The sequence below is a fragment of the Marinomonas sp. ef1 genome (genome assembly GCF_002806845.1).
GTDB classification, from domain to species: Bacteria; Pseudomonadota; Gammaproteobacteria; order Pseudomonadales; family Marinomonadaceae; genus Marinomonas; species Marinomonas polaris.
The window spans coordinates 413,039-435,512 of record NZ_NHTT01000001.1; the positions used below are offsets into that span (position 1 = coordinate 413,039).

The 22,474-nt window shown below is 41.9% G+C and carries 22 protein-coding genes; 14 read left to right on the forward strand and 8 right to left on the reverse strand.

Translation table 11 applies throughout. The annotated features are described in order from the left end of the window. Positions 1-45: 45 nt before the first annotated feature. The 3 genes from CCS02_RS01790 to CCS02_RS01800 form a co-directional block, all read right to left on the reverse strand. Complete coding sequence (locus CCS02_RS01790) at positions 46-984, reverse strand: ABC transporter permease (RefSeq protein ID WP_100188154.1); 939 nt, start codon at positions 982-984, stop codon at positions 46-48. Then, positions 981-1,961: an ABC transporter permease gene (locus tag CCS02_RS01795; RefSeq protein ID WP_072837994.1), complete on the reverse strand. Its 981-nt coding sequence runs from the start codon at positions 1,959-1,961 to the stop codon at positions 981-983. Before CCS02_RS01795 ends, CCS02_RS01790 begins: the two co-directional genes overlap by 4 nt. A gap of 75 nt (positions 1,962-2,036) precedes the next feature. Further along, the gene (locus CCS02_RS01800) at positions 2,037-3,566 is read right to left on the reverse strand and encodes an ABC transporter substrate-binding protein (RefSeq protein ID WP_100188153.1); all 1,530 of its coding nucleotides are present in this window, start codon (positions 3,564-3,566) and stop codon (positions 2,037-2,039) included. A gap of 189 nt (positions 3,567-3,755) precedes the next feature. Here CCS02_RS01800 and CCS02_RS01805 point away from each other — a divergent pair, with 189 nt between their 5' ends. The 6 genes from CCS02_RS01805 to CCS02_RS01830 all read left to right on the forward strand — a co-directional run bounded on the left by CCS02_RS01805 (position 3,756) and on the right by CCS02_RS01830 (position 10,517). Next, entirely contained in the window at positions 3,756-4,355 is a 600-nt protein-coding gene (locus CCS02_RS01805; RefSeq protein ID WP_100188152.1) for an acyl carrier protein phosphodiesterase, read from the forward strand. A gap of 279 nt (positions 4,356-4,634) precedes the next feature. Beyond that, on the forward strand, positions 4,635-5,663 hold the full coding sequence (ylqF, locus tag CCS02_RS01810) for a ribosome biogenesis GTPase YlqF (protein WP_100635481.1): 1,029 nt from the start codon (positions 4,635-4,637) through the stop codon (positions 5,661-5,663). An 11-nt stretch (positions 5,664-5,674) separates the two neighbouring features. Further along, positions 5,675-6,055, forward strand: a complete 381-nt coding sequence (locus tag CCS02_RS01815) for a YacL family protein (protein WP_100188150.1) — start codon at positions 5,675-5,677, stop codon at positions 6,053-6,055. Positions 6,056-6,142: 87 nt separating this feature from the next. Then, on the forward strand, positions 6,143-6,742 hold the full coding sequence (locus tag CCS02_RS01820; RefSeq protein WP_072837999.1) for a hypothetical protein: 600 nt from the start codon (positions 6,143-6,145) through the stop codon (positions 6,740-6,742). Positions 6,743-6,952: 210 nt separating this feature from the next. Beyond that, entirely contained in the window at positions 6,953-9,322 is a 2,370-nt protein-coding gene (locus CCS02_RS01825) for a fatty acid cis/trans isomerase (RefSeq protein ID WP_100635483.1), read from the forward strand. 211 nt (positions 9,323-9,533) lie between these two features. Then, on the forward strand, positions 9,534-10,517 hold the full coding sequence (locus CCS02_RS01830; protein WP_232728795.1) for an LLM class flavin-dependent oxidoreductase: 984 nt from the start codon (positions 9,534-9,536) through the stop codon (positions 10,515-10,517). 87 nt (positions 10,518-10,604) lie between these two features. On the opposite strand, the gene CCS02_RS01835 is transcribed toward CCS02_RS01830, so the two are convergent. Together CCS02_RS01835 and CCS02_RS01840 are read right to left on the reverse strand one after the other, a co-directional pair. Beyond that, the gene (locus CCS02_RS01835; protein WP_100635484.1) at positions 10,605-11,531 is read right to left on the reverse strand and encodes a lysophospholipid acyltransferase family protein; all 927 of its coding nucleotides are present in this window, start codon (positions 11,529-11,531) and stop codon (positions 10,605-10,607) included. Beyond that, positions 11,524-12,234: a 3-deoxy-D-manno-octulosonic acid kinase gene (locus CCS02_RS01840; RefSeq protein WP_072838003.1), complete on the reverse strand. Its 711-nt coding sequence runs from the start codon at positions 12,232-12,234 to the stop codon at positions 11,524-11,526. Before CCS02_RS01840 ends, CCS02_RS01835 begins: the two co-directional genes overlap by 8 nt. Before the next feature lie 107 nt (positions 12,235-12,341). Here CCS02_RS01840 and CCS02_RS01845 point away from each other — a divergent pair, with 107 nt between their 5' ends. Beyond that, positions 12,342-13,352, forward strand: coding sequence for a glycosyltransferase family 9 protein (locus CCS02_RS01845; protein WP_100188145.1), 1,011 nt, complete (start codon positions 12,342-12,344; stop codon positions 13,350-13,352). A gap of 18 nt (positions 13,353-13,370) precedes the next feature. On the opposite strand, the gene CCS02_RS01850 is transcribed toward CCS02_RS01845, so the two are convergent. Continuing rightward, positions 13,371-14,330: a methylenetetrahydrofolate reductase gene (locus CCS02_RS01850; RefSeq protein WP_100188144.1), complete on the reverse strand. Its 960-nt coding sequence runs from the start codon at positions 14,328-14,330 to the stop codon at positions 13,371-13,373. 163 nt (positions 14,331-14,493) lie between these two features. On the opposite strand from CCS02_RS01850, the gene CCS02_RS01855 reads away from it, so the two are divergent. The 4 genes from CCS02_RS01855 to ppnP all read left to right on the forward strand — a co-directional run bounded on the left by CCS02_RS01855 (position 14,494) and on the right by ppnP (position 17,906). Beyond that, entirely contained in the window at positions 14,494-15,039 is a 546-nt protein-coding gene (locus tag CCS02_RS01855; protein ID WP_100635486.1) for a DUF1285 domain-containing protein, read from the forward strand. Between the two features lie 86 nt (positions 15,040-15,125). Further along, positions 15,126-16,472: a DEAD/DEAH box helicase gene (locus CCS02_RS01860; protein WP_100188142.1), complete on the forward strand. Its 1,347-nt coding sequence runs from the start codon at positions 15,126-15,128 to the stop codon at positions 16,470-16,472. 197 nt (positions 16,473-16,669) lie between these two features. Further along, a complete protein-coding gene (gene gcvA, locus CCS02_RS01865; RefSeq protein ID WP_072838086.1) occupies positions 16,670-17,566 on the forward strand; it encodes a transcriptional regulator GcvA in 897 nt (298 codons plus the stop codon). Between the two features lie 49 nt (positions 17,567-17,615). Next, on the forward strand, positions 17,616-17,906 hold the full coding sequence (gene ppnP / locus CCS02_RS01870) for a pyrimidine/purine nucleoside phosphorylase (RefSeq protein ID WP_100188141.1): 291 nt from the start codon (positions 17,616-17,618) through the stop codon (positions 17,904-17,906). A gap of 84 nt (positions 17,907-17,990) precedes the next feature. On the opposite strand, the gene CCS02_RS01875 is transcribed toward ppnP, so the two are convergent. Continuing rightward, positions 17,991-19,637, reverse strand: coding sequence for a lytic transglycosylase (locus tag CCS02_RS01875; RefSeq protein WP_100635487.1), 1,647 nt, complete (start codon positions 19,635-19,637; stop codon positions 17,991-17,993). 54 nt (positions 19,638-19,691) lie between these two features. After that, positions 19,692-20,465, reverse strand: a complete 774-nt coding sequence (gene gloB / locus CCS02_RS01880) for a hydroxyacylglutathione hydrolase (RefSeq protein ID WP_100635489.1) — start codon at positions 20,463-20,465, stop codon at positions 19,692-19,694. A gap of 99 nt (positions 20,466-20,564) precedes the next feature. Between gloB and CCS02_RS01885 the strand changes: the two genes are divergently transcribed. From CCS02_RS01885 to dnaQ, 3 genes are read left to right on the forward strand one after another with little or no spacing between them, the layout of a single operon-like run. After that, a complete protein-coding gene (locus tag CCS02_RS01885; RefSeq protein WP_072838011.1) occupies positions 20,565-21,305 on the forward strand; it encodes a class I SAM-dependent methyltransferase in 741 nt (246 codons plus the stop codon). Then, on the forward strand, positions 21,302-21,745 hold the full coding sequence (rnhA, locus tag CCS02_RS01890; protein ID WP_232617181.1) for a ribonuclease HI: 444 nt from the start codon (positions 21,302-21,304) through the stop codon (positions 21,743-21,745). Before CCS02_RS01885 ends, rnhA begins: the two co-directional genes overlap by 4 nt. After that, positions 21,742-22,455, forward strand: coding sequence for a DNA polymerase III subunit epsilon (gene dnaQ / locus CCS02_RS01895; RefSeq protein ID WP_072838013.1), 714 nt, complete (start codon positions 21,742-21,744; stop codon positions 22,453-22,455). The genes rnhA and dnaQ overlap by 4 nt, the downstream gene beginning before the upstream one ends. Positions 22,456-22,474 lie beyond the last annotated feature (19 nt).

Sequence of the window (22,474 nt, forward strand, 5' to 3'; positions counted from 1 at the left end):
CACGACTGCTGTGCTTGCCAATACTGTGTTAATAAAAGTCTCATATTAATCTTTATACGTCCTTGGATTTAGATGATCGCGCAACCAATCGCCAAGTAAATTCATGGCTAAAATTAAAATAATCAGTGTGACGCTTGGGATGACACAAATCCACCAAGAGCCTGAAAACATATAGGCAAACCCTGCTGAGATGAGCGAGCCAAGAGACGGCTCTGTCGCTGGCATGCCGAGACCTAAAAAGGACAAGGCTGCTTCGGCAACAATAGCGTTTGCAATTTGAACAGTGAAAATAACCAAGATTGGTGAAAGTGTGTTCGGTAAAATATGGCGAAACATGATGCGTTTTGAACTAATGCCCATAATTCTAGCGGCATCGACATATTCTTTTTGCTTTTCTGCCAGCACTGATGCGCGAATGGTTCGAGCAAAGAGCGGCCATTCTGTTAAACCAATGACTAGAATAAGAATGACCATTGCGAGTTGCTGATATCGGGCCATACCAAATAAGGATTGGAAGATCGCTAGGAAAACAATTGCGACCATCATATTTGAAAAAGACAATTGAATATCAGCGCAGCGCATCAAAAAGTTGTCAATGCGACCACCTAAATAACCAGCCATTAAACCGATGCAAATACCTAGTGTAACTTGAATTAAAACAGCACAGATACCTATGGTAAGAGAGAGTCGTGTGCCATATAAAATAACTGACAGTAAATCTCGACCTTGTGCATCCGTGCCTAATAGAAAACGATTGTCACCACTAATCCAGCTAGGTGCAATCTCCGCATTCATCAAATCCATAAATGCAGGATCGACGATATCGAAAGGTGCTACCAAAGGCGCGAGTAGGGCGACTAGGCAATAGAATAGAAATATGATTAGGGCCAGCATTGCGAGTTTGTCGCCCACAAAACCTGACACAATATGGCTCCAACGATTGCCTGAAGTGGGATGGAGAAGGTCTTTTTTAATGTACTTCATAGTCCATGACTCGCTAAGCGTACCGTCGGGTTAACCAATCCATAGATCAAATCTACAAAGGTATTGGTAATAACAAAGATACCACCAACGACAATTAAGTACGCAGAAACAAGTGGAGTATCGACTCGGCTAACCGCGTCCATAAATAAAAATCCCATGCCTGGCCACTGAAAAATGGTTTCGGTCAAAATGGTGTAAGCCACTAAGGTTCCTGCTTGGATCCCTCCCACTGTTATGACGGGTAACATAGTATTTTTTAATGCATGCTTAAAATAGATGCGTCGTGCAGATAGGCCTTTTGACCAAGCGAAGCGTATATATTCGGACTGCAAGACTTCCATCATTTCTGCACGTATTAAGCGAACAAAAATAGGCATCAAAGCAATTGCCAGCGTCAAACTAGGAAGAAGTAAATGTTTTAAACCATCTTTTGTAAAAAGCCCACTTTCCCATAAGCCGAATATTTCTACCGTCTGGCCTCGTCCAAAACTGGGTGCCATATTTAATTCGATAGAAAATATGTACACCATTAGAATGGCAACAATAAAAATAGGGACAGAGAGGCCGATGGAGCTGATGATCATTAGTAAGCGAGAAAGTATGTGTTTGGGTTTGATTGCGGCTAAAACACCACAAGGTGTAGCAACAAGAATCACCAGTAAAATAGAGCAAAAAGCTAATTCTAAGGTGGCAGGAAGTTTTTCAAGAATTACGTCAAGAGCGGGCTCTTTATAGTAGTACGAGGTACCTAAGTCACCATGGATTGCGCCTTCTGCAAAGCGCCAATACTGAAGGAAAAAACCATCATTTAGTCCTAGTTCGTTACGAATTTGATTGCGTTCGTCCTGAGATACTGACATGCCAACCATTTGCTGAACTGGATCACCTAGCTTATCTTGTATGGCGAAGCTGATAAGACTAATGATGATCATAACAAAGCACGCTTGCATGACGCGTCGGAGTAGGAAAATCAGCATGGGGCGATTAGATCCCCACTCGTCATTGACATGATGTTCTCTTGATGAAAGCCCGTTGAGAGACTGGTGTATTCACTATTCTTCAATGAATAGATCTCCTATATGGGGATAATTTTGATCGTTGACTATATCTTGTATTTTGACGTTATCTTTGGCTGCCCAAGTCAGAGATTGCCAATATAATGGCACAATTGCCGCGTCATTATATAAGGTTCGTTCTATCTGTTGCATAAGACGCAAGCGCCTTTCAGGGTTCATCTCCCGATTTGCCTGCCGGATATCATCGTCAATATAGGATCGACAATATTCGCTAGCATTATAAGCGCCCATTCCGGTTTTGGCATCGGGGCAAGCGATAATAAACTCAAATAAATTGTTTGAATCCATTGTATCTGACTGCCAACCTAGCATCATCATATCTGCACTGCGATTATCGAACTCTTTAAAATATTGAGCTTTAGGTAGGGTTTTTAAATCGACTGTGATGTTGATTCTAGACAGCATTGCGGTAATGGCTTGAGCAACCTTTTCGTCATTCATATAGCGATTGTTTGGCGCCATCATGCTGATGCGGAAGCCTTTCTCGTATCCCGCTTCCTTCATGAGTTCTAGTGCTTTTGTTAAATCATACTCAGGTTCTAAATTATTGATATGCCCTAGAAAGCGGTCGGGGCTTAATTGGCCAGCAGGTATGGCATAGCCTTTTAAAATTTTGTCGACGATTAGTGATTGATTAACTGCTAAGTTAATGGCTTTTCTAACTCTGATGTCTTGGAATTCTTTGCGTCGTTGCTGATTCATGTGAAGTAATAAAATACGCGTACTGTGTAGCGTAACCAGCTGAATGCCTTTGATTTTTTTTGTCCGTTCAATATCAATTGGTGAGACAGGAAAAATAAAATCTACGTCGCCAGATAGGAGGGCGGCTAATCTTGTCGAGTCGGCACGAATTGGTGTGAGTATGACTTTATCGATGTTGCCAACGGAATTTGTATCCCAATAGTTGGGGTTGCGTTTTAGTTCCATACGACTGCCTAACTCTCGTTCCGTCAGAATAAAAGGTCCTGTTCCAGATACATTCCGAGATGCGAATGTTTCACCATACTTAATGATTTGGTCTTGGTTTTGGTAGAAGGCTTTATCCATTGGAAAAACATACGTCATTATGTTGAGTAGTAATGGATTGGTGTAGGTTGAGTGGACATCAACTGTGTATTCATCGACCATGGAAGCGGATTTTATAGTGTCAAACATGGCGCGAAAATCAGGAGATTTTTTTAATCGCTCAATAGTGTAAATCACGTCTTTTGCCGTGAACGGGTTACCTGTACGAAAAGTGACGTCGTGACGAAGGTGAAAACGCATGGTTAGGTTGTCAATTCGCTCCCACTTAGTCGCTAAGCGATGCTCAAACTGGCCATTTTGTTTCCAGCGTAATAAAGGATCAAAAACAAGATGAGAAAACTGTAGTGTACCTTCCGACAGTTGCTCATGTGGGTCTAATGATATTGGGTCTGCATCAAAGGCCATTCTTAGTGTCGTTGCTGTTGCCTTATTCCAGAAGAGTAGAGCCAAACAGCAGACTATAATAACCTTTTTCTTCATTATTTCAGGTCTCATTGTTGAGTGTGACTTGTAGGGTATGATTTTTTGCGTTTATAAATCTTGACCATTCGGACGACCCTGCATTTTTACAAAAAAATGAGTAAAAAGACAGCAAGACTAATGATTTTAAGCACAATTAAAGTTGAATTATGTTTTATTTAAATAATCAGCTTAACAATATAGGTGGATATGAATTATTTTGCGCATCTTCACATTGCAGCGATTACGAATACTTCTTGGGTTGGTAATTTGCTTGGTGACTTTCCAGTTGACGCAAGTCTTTTGGATGCAGATTTACTAATAGGTTGGCGTTTGCACCAAAAAGTAGATGTCATGGTGGATCAGCATGAGGCAAGTGTATTGTTTCGTGGTATGGAGCGAAAAGGGCGTCGACGATTTGCTGGCATTATACAAGACATCGCCATGGACTATTGGTTAATACAGAACTGGACACTATTTAGTCCTGTTTCGTTGGACATTTTTTGTGAGCAGGCTGTGGCTGGTTTAGTAAAAGATAAGCATCGCAGTCCGGAACGTTTGAAAAACATGATTAGCTCATTGGAATATGAAAATTGGTTATCTAATTTGGGGACACTAGATGGTGTGGATAGAGCGATACATTCTATTATGCGCCGTTGGAAGCATGGTAAGCATTTGCAGGGGTTTGTTGATGATTTACCCAATGTGATTAATCAGGCCGAAGCGCCTTTTTTAGACTTATATCCAGATTTATTAGACTACGTGAAACAAGAAATGAAAAAAGCCGAGGCCACACACAGCCTCGGCTAATGGACCTTTGCGCTATGCGCTTCATAGCAGGCCCGATCGAGAGAACAACCAAATAAACGAATTTAGCTCGGTGCAGATTCCTCGCCTTCGTTTATCTGGAATGGACGAGTATAGATATTTTCTGATTAGTCACCTTGACTTAGGTCAGATTAGATCACTTTAATAAAAGCTCTCAATAAACATACGAGAGTTAGGTGCACAGTATTTTATCTCTCTCTTGCGGTAACTTGTGGTAGAATCCGCCACCGAAAAAGACTTGGTTAGAATAGGGGAGTTAGGTTGAGCGTTCAGTGGTATCCAGGGCACATGAATAAAGCGCGTCGAGAAATCGAAGAAGTCATGACGCAAGTAGATATCGTTATCGAGGTATTGGATGCCCGTATCCCCGATTCCAGCCAGAACCCCATGCTTAATACCTTGCGTGGAGAAGTACCTGTGCTTCGTCTTTTGAATAAAAAAGACTTAGCTGACAAAGCTAGACTAGACTTATGGTTAGAGCATTGGCGTGGTAACGAGTCTATTTTAGCTCACCCTTTTTCTACGTTAGACAAAGCGGATGTTGCCAAAATAAGCCAATGGGTGGGTCAGATGGTTCCTCATCGAGGTAGCGCTGAAAAACCGATTAGAGCCATGATTGCGGGTATTCCTAACGTTGGGAAGTCCAGCTTAATGAATGCGTTGTTGGGTCGTCGAGTGGCAAAAGTCGGTGATGAGCCTGCTGTTACTAAGTCACAGCAAAAATTGAAAGTAACAAATGGCTTTCAGATATTAGACACCCCTGGCATTTTGTGGCCGAAAATTGAGAACCCTGATGCCAGTTATCGCTTGGCTGTTACGGGTGCCGTTCGTGCTACTGCTATTGATTATGAAGATGTTGCCTTGGTGGGTTTGAAGTTTTTTATCGCCGATTATTTGGAATCGCTTACAACTCGTTACAAATTGAAAGAACTTTCGCCAGATCCTTATGAAGTGCTAAAAGTGATTGGTTCTAAGCGAGGTGCATTGCGAGCGGGCGGTAAGGTCGACATGCATAAAGCGGCAGAAGTATTTTTAAATGATGTAAGAACTGGTGCAATTGGGCCTTACGTCATGGAAACGCCAGACATGATTGCCCATGAAGAGCGTTTGGTTGAAGAGGCAAAAGCGAAAAAAGAAGCAGAAAGACAAGCTCGATTGGCAGCCGCTGTTCCGCAACGCCAGCAAGCAATTAACCGTGCTTATCGTAATGCTCAAGCGACAGATCAAGTAGAATCAACAGAACAAGCTCAAACTATTCAGCAAGATGAGAACACAGATGACAAGCAGTGAGGTTCACGGTCATGGATTATGAAATTGCCTTTGATCAGGACGAAAATGTTTATCGCATTTATACAGGGTACGAGTTTGCTGCAATTGGCGAATGGGTCTCTGAATACGTGCGGGATTTGGAAAGTATTCAGCGAGTACTAATGGCGGCTCGTTTGGCAGAAACTGAGAAAGAAACCACGGAGTTCAAACATGGTCCTTTTGATGTTGTTTTGAGCGAAGAGGGCGTGTCTGTATCTCGACAAGTAGATCTCGACTCAGCAGAAGAAGAAATAAAAGCGATGTTTGATACTCAGGAAAGTTTTTATCAGACCTCGACAGATGGTATTCAAGCAGAATGTGGCTTAGAAGATCTAATTAATATGATCGAAAATTGGCACGAAGTGTTGCAGTGATTCTAACGTGTTATGATGGTTGTTCCTTGCGCTGGCTGGGTTTAAACTAGCGCTTGTTTATTTTTTACGTTTTTTTAGGGAGCCGATATGCTCATCGAATTGGAAAAAGCCCGCACTCGAAATAATGTTGTTCGCATTTTTCGTGAAGAATTGGATGGACCAGATGGCTGGACTGACGGTTTTGTTGTGGATGCCAACGAAGAAATGGTTTTGCTCCAATTGGTGGATGATAGTGTTCGTCTTAATGGTTATCAAATTCTCTTTTTAGAGGACATTAGTGACTTCGCTCATCCGGCTCCCTTTAATGATTTCCAGAAAAAAGTACTAGCGCTTCGTGGTGAAGAAGTTGTTGACCCTGAAGTGGTGCTTGACGATTTAGCTGTATTGTTAATTGATATAAGTGAAGAGTTCGGTTTGGTCACACTTCATCGTGAAGAGATTGAACCGGATAGCTGTGAAATCGGTCGTGTTGTTCGTGCTGACGCCGTTACTTATGAGTTAGAAGAAATTGGTTCAGATGCGCGTTGGTTTGATGATACGTTCGAATATGATTTGTATGATATTACCCGTATTGAGTTTGGTGGCGCTTATGAAGATGCTTTGCTACTAGCAAATGATGACATGGGTGATGATGCTTATGAGTTGTCTGATGATTATCCGGATGATGGGGTTGTAGACGACGAATAATAGTGAATTGAGTCTTAGCTTTTTTTACGCTTTAATAAAAAACGCCTTATTGGGCGTTTTTTTATTTATATTAATGCCTTTATGAAATTATTTATTTTGTAAAGGTAGAATTGTTTTATTAAGTCTGCTTCTGTCTGGCAGTGATCTTGCAGAATTATAAGCATAAATTGCTTTGCGAATAAGATGAAATGGAAAATGAGGAACCTTTTTATGTCTCGGTGGCTGACCCTTTTTTGTTCGCTATTGCTGATTTCTGGCTGCGCGGCTTATGCGACACATCAATTTGATAACGTTTTTGGGGCGCAAGATCCAGCGAATCGTGTTAGTGACATTAGTGATGAAGATAGTGCGTTTTATAATGAGCAAGTAAGACCTATTTTAGACAGTCGCTGTGTTTCTTGTCACGCTTGTTATGATGCGCCTTGTCAATTGAAGTTTACCGCTTCTGATGGTATTGAGCGAGGAGGATCAAAAGAGCTTGTTTATGATGGTACTCGTCTTTTAGCTTCTTCCCCAACACGTTTGTTTATTGATGCTAAAAGCACTGATGAATGGCGATCGAAAGGCTTTCATCCCGTTTTAAATGAGCGAGAGCAGTCACCTTCGGCTAATCTGCAGGGCAGTTTATTGTACCGAGCGATTGCGCTGCGTAAAACGCAAGGTGATTTCACTCAGCCTGTTTTACCGGACAGCTATGATTTCTCACTTGCTCGAGATCAACAGTGCGTTAGCATTGAAGAGTATCAGCAATTTGAGCAGGATTATCCTAATTGGGGGATGCCTTATGGTCTTCCTGCCCTTAGTGCCGATGAGTATGATGTATTGACGCGTTGGTTGGCGAAAGGTGGCAAGATGCCAGAAGCTAAGCCTTTACCTGTTAAGCTACAGCAGCAAGTGGCTTTGTGGGAATCGCGATTAAATGGAGATGACCTAAAAGGGCAGTTGGTTTCTCGTTATATCTACGAACACCTTTATTTATATAGTCTTTACTTGGGTGATAGAGAGTTTGATGACGGTAAAGAGATTCGCTTCCAGTTAGTTCGCTCTAAAACACCGCCAGGTGAGCCTATTGATCGTATTGCCACGCGTCGCCCTTATGACCCACCAGGTGTAGATCGTGTTTATTATCGACTCTGGGCTGACCCAGAAGTCAAAGTTCAAAAAAATCATATTCCTATGCAGTTGAATGAAGCGAGATATGTTCGCTGGCAGTCTTATTTTTATACTGATGATTATGAAGTAACAAGAGATCCTGGATATGCTCCTGAGGTCGCAACGAATCCTTTTAAGGCATTCCGTGAGATACCAGCTCACGGGCGTTACCGTTTCTTACTAGACCATTCGCAAAAAACGATTATGTCATTTATTAAAGGTCCGGTTTGTCGTGGACAGGTTGCTGTTAATGTGATTAATGAGCAATTTTGGGTGTACTTTATTGATCCAGAATTAATTTATAACAAAGGTTCTGCTGATTACTTAGAGGATCAAGCTCAGAATTTGGATTTACCTGCTATAGGGTCTAGTAATACTTTATCACCGACCTCTTGGGTTACCTTTTCTGATCAGCAAAAGTCATATTTGTCGGCGAAAGCGGCGTTAATTGAAAAAGAAGTTGGAGTTGGCGGCAAGGTTCCTTTGGATTTAAGTTTAATTTGGGATGGTGATGGCAACAATGATAATGCTGCGTTAACTATTTTTCGCCATTTTGATAATGCGTCGGTAGTGAAGGGGATGGTGGGTCAACATCCCAAAACTGCTTGGGTGATTGATTATCCATTACTGGAGCGTATTCATTATTTACTGGTGGCAGGGTTTGATGTGTACGGTAATGTTGGCCATCAGCTGGTAACCCGTTTATACATGGACTTTTTAAGAATGGAAGGGGAGATGAATTTTTTGCTTTTACTCCCTAAAGAAGATCGAGAGTCAGTCCGAAAGTATTGGTATCGAGATGCGAATCAAACAATTAAAGATTATATTTTTAGTGACTATATAAAAGTTAATCGTCAAACCCAGATTGATTATGTGACGGATGATCATCAGTCTGAGTTATATGAAAAACTTCGAGAGAAGTTAGCTGCTGTACTAGATCATGGCTATGATTTGGAGCAAAGCAAGTTAACTGCTAAGCAGCGTAAGGCCTTGTATAAGCTTCAAGCGGTGCGCGGAGGCGGGTTGGTTTATTTGCCGAATGTTGCAACCATATTAGTGACTCAGCAAGGTGTGCCGCTGGAAGTCATTAGTTTGATTCATAATAAAGCCCACGCAAATATTTCCAGTTTATTGGATGAAGAAGCTGCACGTTTGCCTGACGAAGATGGTGTGACTTTGGTGAAGGGGGTCTTGGGTGATTACCCTAATGTGCTGATGCAGGTCGAAGAAAGTGAGTTGATAGATTGGGCCGATCAAGTCGGGAGTCTTAAGACAAAAGAAGATTATTCGGCTCTTTTAGATAGCTTTGGGATACGAAGAACTCACCCTAATTTTTGGTTTGTTAGTGATGCAATTGGCAATCTAAATAAGCTGGATCGCCCAAGAGAAAGTGGGATTCTTGATTATAATCGTTTAGAAAATAGATAGCGGCTTTTTAAATGGAAAGTGGCTTTGGAAATGGATAGTGGTATTAGCACGAGTATTATACTTGTGCTAAATAGTACAAAGGTATCAATAAGCTAATTACCTTTATAAGTGACATGATGGACGCTTCTGCATTTAGTGCATGATTGAGTGCTTGTAACTGGCGTCGATGAGTCTTAAATAGAGGGTATATTAGTTTTATTGGATGAATGTTATGGTTCCACTTTCGATACTTGATCTTGCTCCTATTGCTGAAGGTTGTTCGGTTGCGGACTCATTGGCGATGAGTCGTCGAATGGTTGTTGCAGCAGAAGAGCTTAATTACGCGCGTTTTTGGTTGGCAGAACATCATGGGATGGCTGGCGTTGCGAGTTCTGCAACTTCTGTTGTGTTATCTCATCTTGGTGCTGCTACATCCAAAATTCGCATTGGTTCTGGTGGTGTAATGCTACCGAATCATTCACCTTTAGTTATCGCTGAGCAGTTTGGTACTTTAGCTGAACTCTATCCTGGTCGTATTGACTTGGGGTTAGGTAGAGCGCCAGGGACCGATATGCAAACGGCAAGGGCATTACGACGTAATATGGATGCTTCTGTGGATAGTTACCCGGATGATATCTTAGAGTTGCAGCGTCTGCTTGGTGGTGGTAATCAGGGTGTTATGGCTGTTCCTGGTCGCAATACTAATATTCCTTTATGGATGTTGGGGTCTAGTTTATATAGCTCTCAAGTTGCAGCTGAATTTGGTTTGCCATATTCCTTTGCCTCTCATTTTGCTCCTGATCAATTAATTCAAGCGCTTACTGTTTATCGTCGTAATTTCAAAGCCTCGGAACAACTCTCCAAACCACACACAATGGCTGGTGTAATGGCTGTTGTTGCTGATACAGATGAAGAGGCGAAATATTTATTTACCTCTGCTCAGCAACAATTTGTGAATTTACGTCGTAGTCGCAATCTTCCTTTTGCGAGGCCTGTTGATAGTATGGATGGGATCTGGTCTCCGAGCGAGAAGCACATGGTTGAGCATATGTTGCAATATGCTGTCGTGGGTTCAAAAGAGTCTGTTGCCTTTCAATTATCTAGCTTTATTGATTTGACAAAAGTGGATGAGTTGATTATTTCTATGCCTATCCATGATTCTGAAGCAAGGCTGAAGTCATTGCGTTTGATGGCTGAGGTTAGAGATAGCCTGTAATCAGAAAATGTTATCTTCTTAAAAAAGAGCTACTGATAGTTTGAAGTGACCCCCAATAGTTGGACTGCCAATATTGGGGGTTCTTTTTTATTTATCGTAAGGTGAAGGGTCACCATGTATTGGTTGCGTTTTAAATCGACGATGCGTCCAATAATATTGTTCTTTTTTAGGCTCTATAACCTTTTCCATTAATTCATTAATTCTAGTCGCATTTTCAACATCATCTTGGCTTGGATAGTTTTCGACTTCTGTTAATTTTAGGAGGTAGCCGTTTTTTGTTCTGCCATAGTCGTAAAGCACAACTGGCGCATTGGTCATATTTGCGATGCGTCCAATGTGAGCAATAGTTGCGCATTGGTGGCCGTAAAAAGGAGCGAAGACAGAGTTTTTCCGTCCATAATCTTGATCGACAGCGTACCAGACAGCCTTGTTTTGCTTTAGTGATTTCAAAACTTCTCGCATATTGGTGCGTTCGATGGTTTTGGAGAAAATCGCTTTACGTTGACGCTCCATTACCCAGTTCATCACCGGGTTGGTTTGTAATTTATAAATGGGATGAGCATCTATAAAGCGCGGCATTTGACTTCCGCAAAGGTCGAGAGAGGAGAAATGGCCACTAATAAGAATACAGCCTCGCCCTTTAGCTAATACTTTATCAACTACATCTTGTCCTTCAAAAGTGATTCGTGACTGAAATTTTTTCTGGCTTTGAAACCAAGAGGAAAATGTTTCAATTGTGCCTTTTCCCATGCTTTCGAAGTGTGCCTTGGTGAGGTTCTTTCGTTCAGTATCACTCATTTCTGGGTAACAAATTTTTAAGTTTACATCGCATATATGTCGACGTCTTTTGGCAATAGCGTGTAATGTACGGCCAAGATACTTGCCTAGACCTTGTTGTAACGACCAAGGTAAAAAACTTAACACATAGGCGATTCCCATAGCGAACCAGCTTAGCCAATGTTTCGGTCCCATAAATTTGAAGATACTTTTATTTAATGTACTTTGTTTAGCCATGGTAACCCTCCAAAAAAGCCTGCCACTGCTCTTCAGATACATGAAAGTTTGAATATTTATTGGACTCTTTAGTTATCGAGCGTTTAAGGCGGTCAATGTTAGACCGCATCCAGTCTTGGTGAGGCTCTTTTTGTTCGCATTTGTCAAAATCAATGACCCAAACTTTGTGCTGATTATCTATCATAATGTTATGGCAATTTAGGTCGGAGTGATAAATGCCGTTGTTATGAAAGCGTTTTATTACAGTGCCTATTTCATTCCAGTCAATCTCAGGTGATCGATGACTTTTGATAATATCAAATAAATCCTGTGCGTCTTTGATTGTCTCGGTCAATAGTTCAGCTTGATAGAAACCGTATTTAACCGTGAGAGCGCCGCCAATAGGTCGGGGGACAGGAAGAGATAGATTATTCATTTTTTCTAGTAAGCTAAGTTCAAGCCAAGGGCGTGTTTTTTCTAATCCAGTGAATAGAAATCGGCTTTTATTAAATTTTGCGATAAGTCCACCTCGACGATAACGTCGAATGACAAACTGTCCAAATTGACTGTTGATAAACCAGACAGCACCACGGCCATTTCCGGTACCGTGCAATGCTTGTTGTGACTGCCAGAATTCTGGGTCAAACCAAGCTGCTGATAGCGGTAATGTTTGGTCGCTTTTTAATAGTGTCGTATCAGGTGATATGTTGATGGTTTGTGGCATGTTACTCGCTTTATCAAGGTGTTCTTTGTAATGTCTACAAATTTGGACACATTCAAGGGTGTCTATTCTATAATACTTGCTGAGTTTAAGCAGCCCTAGAGGAAGACATGCAACAAGAGAATATTCAACATTTGGCCGTGGTTCGATTATCAGCATTGGGTGACGTGTGTCACGCAATGGCAGTAGTGCAGTCTATTATGAAGCGTTATCCATCTATCCAAGTGACTTGGATAACTTCTCCGTTAGAGGCAAATTTAGTGCGTTTGCTCGATGGTGTGCAAGTGGTTGTATATGATAAAAAAAGCGGTTTTTCTGGATTGTTGGCGCTGCGTTCTCTATTAAGTAGTCAAAAGTTTGATGTGTTGCTGCATTTTCAGTGGTCTTTTAGGGCGAGTGTAGTTTCTCGTCTGATTAAAGCAAAAAGACGCATTGGTTTTGCTTTGTCTCATTCTCGTGAAAAACAACATTGGTTTGTTAATGAGTACGCGCCTGAGCCTAAAGGTGAGCACGTTCTCGATTCTTTTTTATCTATTGCCAGTGTGTTGGGGGTTTCAGAGCCTACATTGCCTTGTGAGTTAATCTTGCCAGAACCAGACCTTGGTCTGCCGGATCATTATGTGGTTATTAACCCATCGGCTTCCAAGGAGGATCGTAACTGGACGGTTGAGGGCTATCAGGCGATCATTGAACGATTGTTAGTGAAGGGTATATGTCCTGTTATCACTGGCGGCCCTTCAGATAGAGAGGTGGCTTTTGCAAAGCAAATTATTGCAAACCGAGCTGAGCAGGTTATTAATCTGGTGGGGAAGACCCAGCTGAATGTAATGTTGGCTGTTTTAAAGGGGGCGTCGCTGGTAATTAGTCCTGATACTGGGCCTGCTCATATGGCAACTCTAGTTGGCACGCCTGTTCTTGGTTTGTACGCTCATTCGAATCCGCAGAGAACAGGGCCATATCGTGATTTAGATAAAGTGCAGAGTGTGTACGAGGAGCTAGTTGTGAAGGAGTATCAAAAGCCTGTCGCAGAGCTGCCTTGGTCAACACGTGTGCATGACCCTAAGGCCATGCAGCACATCCGTGTTGAATCGGTTTTAGCTATGCTGGATACGCTTATTTAGCGAGTCTATTTAGAATGACTATTTAGACAAAGACTGCTCAGCAAGCTTAAGATCTAGCGTCGCCTTTAACAGCTTGTAAAGCTGGATAGAGGCGTCAATTTCTTCTTTTCGGTTAGTTAAACTTTCGATGTTTAAACCAAGCGGAACGCCAAGAGGTAGCGCGGTTTCAATAATTTGTTCTAACGCATTACGGCAGATTTTAATGGACTCTTCTAGTGGTGCTTTAGCATCTAAAATGCGGTGCTTTGTTGCATCCGGCACGGAAATCCCCAACCACTCCATGAATTCAAGTGTTTTTGCACTGCCACATGGTGTGAATGTTAAAATAATGCGCTTAGGTGTTTCGCCCTTTTCTTTGCAAGTTCTCGCGTAGCGGCTGATTAAGTCAGCGGTCGCTTGGTGGTTGTAAACGGCTTGTGAAATAAAGAACTCACAACCTGATTCAGATTTTTTTAACAGGCGTAAATGCTCGTCGCCTTTTTTTGCATGACGTTCTGCAATGGTCACGCCGCCAAGATTAAAATCATGAGGTGATGCTTTTAGGGTTTCATAAGCTTGCGGCAATGGTAGCTTGATATCACCATTTGAAGAAGGTGAGCCAACCAATACTAAATCACGAATACCGTACTGTTCCCACGCCTCAGTTAGCCAGCCTGAAAACTCCTCTGAGCTACGGGATGAAACAGATTTGTAGGTAATTACCGGCTTGCCTGATTGCTGATGAAGGCGCTTTGACCAAGCTCGTGGGTCGTGAGTTTCCATGAAAGGAAAAGGGCGTGGCTTGTCAATTCGGCTAGTTTCGTCTTGAATGTCATAAACGATTAAACCATCGACGTCGATATTATCAAGGCGCTCAAGCAGTTTTTGGCTTACTTGTTCTAGCTGTACTTCTTCAAGAGAGGATTTTGGTGGTGTTGTACCAATGAAGTAAACACCTCGACTAGGATCTTGAAACTTTGTTGCTAATTCCGATTTCATAATGTCACACTCTAATTAGACGAGGCAGAGAATGTCGGTCTGCGTCTCGGGATGTTTGTTAGTTGGTGTTATTCTAACAGTGAAATGTATTCAAGGCTTTGTGTTGAAGGTGAATAATATTATTGATGAAGTGAGGGGCGCTAATCTTATAGTGAGATAAATTATGTCAAATATAGAATTAAAAGGCCTTTCTGAGGTGACGTCTTCTAGCCTGCCACCAGTCCATAATTGGAAACCGCCATTTTGTGGTGATATGGATATGGTGATTAAAGCGAACGGTGAGTGGTTTCATGAAGGCGGTAAGATTAAACGCTCTGCAATGGTGGCCATGTTTAGCCGAATATTGTGGTTTGAAAATGGCGAGCACTTTTTAGTGACGCCTGTTGAGAAAGTTAGAATTCAAGTTGAAGATGCTCCTTTTCTTATTACTCGTTGGCAATGGATAGAGACAGAACGTGGTAGAGCGATAGAATTTGCAACGTTAACTGACGATGTTCTGGTGCTTGGTGTTGATTGCGATCTTTGGATGGACTGGTATAAGGAAGAAGAGCGGCCTTATGTTTCAATGCGTTATGGTATGAAGGCTTTGGTAGGACGAAATGTGTTTTATGGTATTGCCGAAAGCCTTGAGCAGGTCGAGGCACCGAAAGGCATTGGTATGGGGATAATAAGTGCCGGTAAAAGCTATCTTTTAATGCAAGATGCATAACGAAATTGAGCCTGTCTAGGTTATAATGCGCGAATTAGACGTGACGCTTTGTTTGCGTAGTATTTTAGTTTTGAAGGGGTGTTTGTTTGTTATTCGAAGAATTTGGTTTTGATAATCGCATTTTAAAGTCCATTGGCCACTTGGGGTTTGATGAGGCAACTGAGATTCAAGCTCGTGCTATTCCAGAGGCAATGGCTGGTAGAGATTTGTTAGCGTCGTCAAAAACAGGTTCGGGAAAAACACTTGCCTATCTTTTGCCTGCGTTGCATCGAGTTTACAAGAAAAAAGCCTTGTCTAAGCGTGATCCGCGAGTGGTGATTTTGGTGCCAACTCGCGAATTGGCAAAACAGGTTTTTGGTCAACTGCGTCTTTTGTTGGCGGCTAGCCGTTTTACCTCAATTCTTATTCAAGGCGGCGAGAACTTTAACGATCAACATAAATCTTTGCAAAAAGATCCACATTTTATCGTGGCAACACCGGGTCGTTTAGTTGACCACTTAAAGCAGCGTCATGTTTTTCTTGAAGGGCTTGAGCTGCTTATTTTGGATGAAGCTGATCGTATGTTGGATTTAGGCTTTGCTGATGCCATGCGAGCTATTAACTCGGCAGCAAGCCATCGTCAGCGCCAAACTTTATTCTTTTCCGCGACGCTTGATAATACCGAAATCAGCGAAATTGCTGGCGAGCTATTGCGAGAACCTTCGCGAGTCGCTATTGGTCAAGGTTTTGATGAGCACACAGATATTTCTCAGCATGTTTTGCTTTGTGATCATCTGGATCATAAAGAAGCCCTGCTGAAACACTTATTAGTGGGGCAAACCATTAAACAAGCCATTGTTTTTACGGCAACGAAAAGTGACACGGTGCGTTTATCTGAGATTATTGCGGGTTGGGGATTAAGCACTCAAGCTTTGAACGGTAACTTGTCTCAAAGCGCTCGTAATAAAACCATGGAAAGCTTCGCGAAAGGGCTGTTTGATGTATTGGTAAGTACAGATGTTGCTTCTCGTGGCTTGGATATTGCTAGCGTGTCCCATGTTTTTAACTTTGATTTACCAAAGCAAGCGGAAGAATTTGTGCATCGAACGGGTCGTACTGGCCGCGCTGGTTTTAAAGGTGATGCTTATTCTTTGGTTGGCCCGAAAGACTGGGTGAACTTCAAAGCGATAGAGGTATTTTTACAAAAGACATTTACAACAGAATCTATTGAAGGGCTTGAACCGAAGTTTAAAGGTCTGCTTCCTCCTAAACCTGCTCGTCAAGAAACTAAAAAAGGCAGCACGAAAGCACCAACTAAGGCGCCTAAGAAGACAAATAAAAAGCCGGCAGGTAAAGCACGTTTCCATGACAATCAACAAGATGGCTTTGATGCGTTTAAATTGCCGCCTAAGCGTTTTGTTACGCCAGATAATGTTGGCGATGAAGATGAGTAGTAGCAGCTAGTTTTTTGTTAATTTATCCAAAGAGTTAGATTTTATTAATTGACAGATGAGCTATATTCACGATATTGATTAAGTAAGGTGCAAATTGGTCTTTTATTAAGTCTCAGTCTTTCAAAAAATTGTAAGGTGAGTCGTGACTTTGAAGGAATGTACCTTCATTTACTTTCTTATCTATTGGAGATGAGCTTATTAATCGTTTACCCCCATTAAATTCATTAAAGTGTTTTGAGTCTGCCGCTCGTCATGGCAGCTTCAATAAAGCAGCCAAGGAATTGTCTGTAACACCTTCTGCGATTAGTCATCAAATCAAAGGTCTGGAAAGCTTTCTAGGCCTTGAATTGTTTCGCCGTACTAAACGTAAAGTGATCTTAACGGAAGCTGGGGAGTCTTATCTAAAGCCAATAAAAAGTATTTTTGAGCAATTAGAAAATGCGACTTCAGAGCTTAAGAGCAAGCAAAAATCAGGTTCGCTTCGTTTGGCCGTTGCTCCAGCTTTCCTGACTCGCTGGCTAATGCCAAGAATGGAGCGTTTCCAAGAGCGCTATCCTGATATTCAGATTGAAATCAGCTCTTCAACGGGTTTAATTGATTTTTCCGCCAATGATATAGATATGGCCGTATATTTTGGTAGCGGAGATTGGGATGATGTTGAAGCATATTATTTGCGTCCTGCCCGACTTGCTCCAGTATGTAATCCTCGTTTGATTAAGCCAGAGCAGCCTATTGTTAAGCCTGAAGATATGCGTTTTTACCCGTTATTACATGTTACTAAGCGAAAAGATGAGTGGCATGACTGGTTGCAGCAACATGATCTTGATCCTAAGTTATTCCGTCGTGGTTTGATGTTTTCTAGTGGCTCACTTACTGCGGGTGCGGCCGCTCAAGGTTTGGGTATTTCATTAACCGATCCAGAGCTTATTATGCCTGAGATAGAAGCTGGCACGCTGAAAGTTTTATTCAATCAGCATTTGATTACCAATCGGTCTTTTTACTTGGTTTATGAAAAGCGCCGTTCTGTAACCTCTGCAATGTCTGCCTTTAAAGAATGGATAATTGAAGAAATGGTTGGCAATAAAAATACCTAGATGTATTTTGAGCTAAAAAATTGTTAAAAACATAAATGAGAACTTGTATATGAGTACAGCGTTAACGGTAAATAGCTATTTTAATGATCAAGTGAAATCCATTGCATTGAATAATACGGAAGGGACATCAACCGTTGGTGTTATGGCGGTTGGTGAGTACGAGTTTGGCACGAGTCAGCGAGAGTATATGACGGTTGTGTCTGGTGCTTTAACTGTTAAGTTGCCTACAGAAGATGATTGGAAAACCTTCGTTAAAGGCGATACTTTCATTGTTGAAGCGAACCAGACTTTCCAATTGAAAGTAGCTGAAATGACTGCTTACCTTTGTCGTTACGAGTGATATTGCAGTCTTAAAATTGTGGTATGCGAATTATAAAAAAAGGGCTGAATTTCAGCCCTTTTTTGTTGGATCTAATCTAATTATTTATCCGCCGACTACGTTGACGAGTAGGGTGACTTTATCTCCAGGTTGAACGTATTTCTTACCACCAACCTTTGGATTCCAATCTCGAATATCATTCACCGATACATTGAATTTATTAGCAACGACGGCTAGAGACTCACCAGAGCGAATAGTGTAGACCACTTTTTTCATTACGCTTCGGGTGCTGTTTTCTGACTGCTTAGGTTCTAACCATACAACAAGCTTCTTGCCTGGAATCAGCGGGTCTGCAAGTCCCATATTGTTCCATCGGGCTAATGTTTTACTGTCCGTACCGTATTTATTTGAGATTAACCATAAACTGTCGCCAGAATTAACTGTGTAGTTTATTTTTATACGGTTACGGTTTGGTGCATGAGATTGTTTGGCTAATAAGCGCTGATGAGAGCTTAGTGTGTAGCTTTCTATATCATTGCCAGCAACTGGGATCATTAACTCTTGTCCAACACGAATCATGGTCGAGGATATTTTATTTACGTCCTGTAGGACATTGACCGTGGTGTTGTGCTGTTTTGCAACAAGAAGTAAGTTGTCGCCAGCTTTTACTGTGTAACGAACCCAAGTAACTCGTTCTTTGCTAGGTATCTCTGCTAGTTTGGTTCTAAATTGTTTTGCTTTAGAGACGGGCATAAGTAATCTGTGCGGCCCATCTGGTGAAGTTGCCCACTGGTTGAAGCCGGGGTTTAGTAAATAGACTTCATCAATGCTCACATTAGCCATTTCCGCTGCTTGGGCTAGATCGAGTTGTCCGCCGATATTGACGACATCGAAATATGGTTTGTTAGGAATGAAGTAGGTTGAGTAATTATATTTTTCAGGATTTTTGATTATTTTTGCTAGGGCAATCAATTTCGGAACGTAAGCTCGAGTTTCTTTAGGGAGGTCTAAAGACCAAAAATCCGTCGGTTTGCCAGCTTTTTTGTTTTTTCTGATGGCTCTTAGTACTGTCCCTTCTCCAGAGTTATAAGATGCTAGCGCGTGAAGCCAATCGCCATCGAACATTTTATGCAGTCGAGTTAAGTAAGCAATAGCTGCTTGTGTTGAACCAATAATGTCTCGGCGACCGTCATACCACCATGTTTGGTCTAGTCCATACATTTGTCCAGTAGAAGGGATGAACTGCCAAGGGCCAGAGGCGCGGCCATGGCTGTAACCAAAAGGATCAAAGCCACTTTCGACGATGGGTAATAACGCGATTTCAGTTGGTATTCCTGCTTTTTCTAGCTCATCGACAATGTAATATAAGTAGCGTTCACCGCGTTTTGATACTCTGTCGAGGTACGAGGGGTGAGAGCTAAACCAGCGTAACTGAGAAGACAGTCGTGGTCTGTCTATGTCTAGGTCTAATTGAAATCCTGTGCGGACTCTTTCCCAGATATCTTCTGGTGCTTTTGGCTTGCTTGTCGCTATAAGGGGTTCTTCTGTGGGAGCTGTGTCTTCCGTTGCAGAGTCAACTGGAGGAACTGTGTCAATGAAGCCTAGTTGTTCGGTATCTGCTTCAACAATATCAGTATCTTCCGTCGATTCTATTATATCTGAGGAAGTGTTGTTCCTTTCTACTTTCGAAGCGGTTTGGCATGCACTTAGTGCTAGGCTGGCGAGGCAAACCCATAAAAATTTATATATCATGTAGGTCACAAAATTGAGTAAAGTTTCGACATTTTAAGGTTGTAGCGCAATAGGTCAACTAAAACTATCTTTGGCGCGTCTCACTTGGCTGAATGCAGCAATAGAATTTTCTGCTGGAATTTCGTTAAGTTGTTGTGCTGCTTGAACTTTAATGGCCTCTATATGGCTTCTTAAGAATGGGTTAGTTTTTTTCTCTAAGCTGAGTTTTGTTGGCAAGGTTGGCTTTTCTTCTGCGCGTAGTTTTTTACACGTATTATTGCTTTCTATTAGGTCTTTGTTATTGGGTTCAACAGAAAGTGCAAAGCGGTAGTTGGCTAGAGTGTATTCGTGGGTGCCATAAATTAGCGTATCATCTGGCAAGTCTGAGATCTTTGTCATAGCCGTTAGCATTTGTTCAGGTGTGCCTTCCATTATGCGACCACATCCACCTTTAAATAGCGTGTCGCCGCTAAACAAAATGGGCGTTTCTTGTTTTGAAAAATAACACAAATGATCAAGAGTGTGCCCTGGTGTTGCTATGACTGTAAATATTTTTGAAAAGATTTGAACTTGGTCATTATCATCGACAGGATGAGTGACGAGTTCTGTAAGGTGCTCAGGTCCATGTACGGGGCAATTTGAGTGCTGTTTTAGTTCAGCGACTCCGCCCGTGTGATCTTTATGGTGGTGAGTAATTAAAATGCCTGTTAAGGTCTTTTTGTATTCGCGGCAGTAGTTCAAAACAACATCTGCTTTACCTGGGTCCACAGCCCAAATACCCGAACTATCTTTATCTTGGATTATCCAGATATAATTGTCATTAAAGGCGGGAAGCGGAAAGATAGTCATAAAGTGTCTACTTTTAAAGGGTTATTGTGTTTTATATGACGCGCCAAGAAAAATAATAAAAAGACACAGTCATACCGTTTTAAATAGAGAATTCATTGTATGTTGGATGATCAATCAAGACAATTTTTTCAAAATTGGTACAAAAGTAACCTAGGCGATAGCCTGTTGCAATTAGAGTTGAGTGAGATAACCTCTGAGCTTGATTCTGCAGTAGGTTATTATTTAGTGAGTCAGTCGCCTCTTAGAGATTTTTCTCTGAAGAATCATCGTTTACGCGAAAGTATTTTAATTGCGCCTGTTTTAGAGTTTGGTGCTCCTGGTAATACTATTGTCGCTAGGGCAAGTGAGCTACCTTTCGAGGCGGATGGTGTGGATGTGCATGTTTTTCATCATACGTTAGATATTTCTGCCACACCCCATGATGACCTAAGGGAGGCTGCAAGGACTTTATTACCAAGTGGGAAGCTAGTTATTATTGGCTTTAACCCTTGGAGCTTGTGGGGGTGTCGTCGCCTATTTTCTAAGAAAGTTAAAGCGCCTTGGTGTGGGCATTTTATTGCTCATCAGCGTTTAGAAGACTGGCTAAAAGTAGCTGGTTTAACATTAGAATCAAAACGTTTTGTTTTTTATGAACCGCCGCTTCAGAGTAGTAAGTGGCGTTCGCGCTTTGCCTGGATTGATAAAATGTTTAGGCCTCTCAAGCTGCCATTTAGTGGTGTGTATGTGATGACTGCAACCAAACAAGTAAGGCGTTTTATTCCATTAAAACCTCGTTGGTCAGGGGCTCGAGTTAGAGTGCCGCCATTATCAAAGCCAACAGCAAAAGAGATGAAAGAGTGAAGAAGGTAATAATGTACACAGATGGTGCTTGTAAGGGTAATCCTGGCATCGGTGGTTGGGGAGCTTGGCTTACTTTTGGAGAGCATGAGAAGCACTTATGTGGTGGGGAGCATGATACAACCAACAATCGAATGGAGCTTATGGGGGCTATAGAAGGCCTTCGAGCGTTGAAAGAAAAATGCTCAGTAACACTTTATACCGATTCCTCTTATGTACAGAAGGGGATTACTGAGTGGTTAGCAGGTTGGAAGCGAAAAGGTTGGATGACGGCATCTAAGCAGCCTGTAAAAAATAAAGACCTCTGGCAAGCTTTAGATGAGCAGTGTCAGCATCATGAAGTCACTTGGAAGTGGGTGAAAGGCCACGCTGGTATAGAAGGTAACGAAATTGCTGACCAATTGGCGAATAAAGGTATTGATGAATTAAGGGCTGCATCATGAGACAGGTAGTGCTTGATACGGAAACAACGGGTATTGATCCAAAGCAAGGCCATCGTATTATTGAGATTGGTTGCGTGGAGATGATTGGTCGTAAGCTAACTAAGCGACATTTTCATGTTTACATCAATCCTGATAGAGAAGTGGAAGAAGAAGCCTTTCGGGTTCACGGAATCAGTAATGAGTTTCTGGCAGATAAACCACGTTTCCATGAAATTGCCCAAGAGTTTTTCGATTTTATAAAAGGCGCCGAACTAATTATTCACAACGCGCCTTTTGATATTGGCTTTATGGATCATGAGTTTGCCCGTATTGGCGGTTATCCGAAAACGGCAGAGGTTTGTGGTGTTTTTGATAGTTTGGTTTATGCCCGTAAAAAGCATCCAGGGCAGAAGAATAACCTAGATATTTTGTGTAGACGTTATGGTATTGATAACTCACACCGTGAATTGCACGGCGCTCTTTTAGACTCAGAAATTCTTGCTGACGTTTATTTGTTGATGACGGGTGGGCAGACCAGCCTTGGCTTGGCTAATAACTCTGATTCAGAGTCCAAAGAGGAGGGTGGGGTTGAAGAAATCCGCCGATTCTCTAAAGATCGTCCAGCATTGAAGGTTATTAGGGCGAGTGAAGATGAGCTAAAAGTCCATGAGGAGCGCTTGGATTTGATTGATAAAAAATCAGGTCAGTCGTTGTGGCGGATTAAGCATTAGTTTAGCAATATTAATACGA

Bases quoted from the DNA above. Each gene is read 5' to 3' on its own strand.
- CCS02_RS01855 (WP_100635486.1), top strand. From the start codon at position 14,494: ATGTCAAATATAGAATTAAAAGGCCTTTCTGAGGTGACGTCTTCTAGC.
- dnaQ (WP_072838013.1), top strand. From the start codon at position 21,742: ATGAGACAGGTAGTGCTTGATACGGAAACAACGGGTATTGATCCAAAG.
- CCS02_RS01850 (WP_100188144.1), bottom strand. From the start codon at position 14,330: ATGAAATCGGAATTAGCAACAAAGTTTCAAGATCCTAGTCGAGGTGTT.
- CCS02_RS01840 (WP_072838003.1), bottom strand. From the start codon at position 12,234: ATGCCACAAACCATCAACATATCACCTGATACGACACTATTAAAAAGC.
- CCS02_RS01875 (WP_100635487.1), bottom strand. From the start codon at position 19,637: ATGATATATAAATTTTTATGGGTTTGCCTCGCCAGCCTAGCACTAAGT.
- CCS02_RS01835 (WP_100635484.1), bottom strand. From the start codon at position 11,531: ATGGCTAAACAAAGTACATTAAATAAAAGTATCTTCAAATTTATGGGA.
- CCS02_RS01815 (WP_100188150.1), top strand. From the start codon at position 5,675: ATGGATTATGAAATTGCCTTTGATCAGGACGAAAATGTTTATCGCATT.
- CCS02_RS01830 (WP_232728795.1), top strand. From the start codon at position 9,534: ATGGTTCCACTTTCGATACTTGATCTTGCTCCTATTGCTGAAGGTTGT.
- CCS02_RS01825 (WP_100635483.1), top strand. From the start codon at position 6,953: ATGTCTCGGTGGCTGACCCTTTTTTGTTCGCTATTGCTGATTTCTGGC.
- CCS02_RS01790 (WP_100188154.1), bottom strand. From the start codon at position 984: ATGAAGTACATTAAAAAAGACCTTCTCCATCCCACTTCAGGCAATCGT.
- gloB (WP_100635489.1), bottom strand. From the start codon at position 20,465: ATGACTATCTTTCCGCTTCCCGCCTTTAATGACAATTATATCTGGATA.
- CCS02_RS01820 (WP_072837999.1), top strand. From the start codon at position 6,143: ATGCTCATCGAATTGGAAAAAGCCCGCACTCGAAATAATGTTGTTCGC.
- CCS02_RS01845 (WP_100188145.1), top strand. From the start codon at position 12,342: ATGCAACAAGAGAATATTCAACATTTGGCCGTGGTTCGATTATCAGCA.
- CCS02_RS01805 (WP_100188152.1), top strand. From the start codon at position 3,756: ATGAATTATTTTGCGCATCTTCACATTGCAGCGATTACGAATACTTCT.
- CCS02_RS01885 (WP_072838011.1), top strand. From the start codon at position 20,565: ATGTTGGATGATCAATCAAGACAATTTTTTCAAAATTGGTACAAAAGT.
- CCS02_RS01795 (WP_072837994.1), bottom strand. From the start codon at position 1,961: ATGCTGATTTTCCTACTCCGACGCGTCATGCAAGCGTGCTTTGTTATG.
- ppnP (WP_100188141.1), top strand. From the start codon at position 17,616: ATGAGTACAGCGTTAACGGTAAATAGCTATTTTAATGATCAAGTGAAA.
- CCS02_RS01800 (WP_100188153.1), bottom strand. From the start codon at position 3,566: ATGAAGAAAAAGGTTATTATAGTCTGCTGTTTGGCTCTACTCTTCTGG.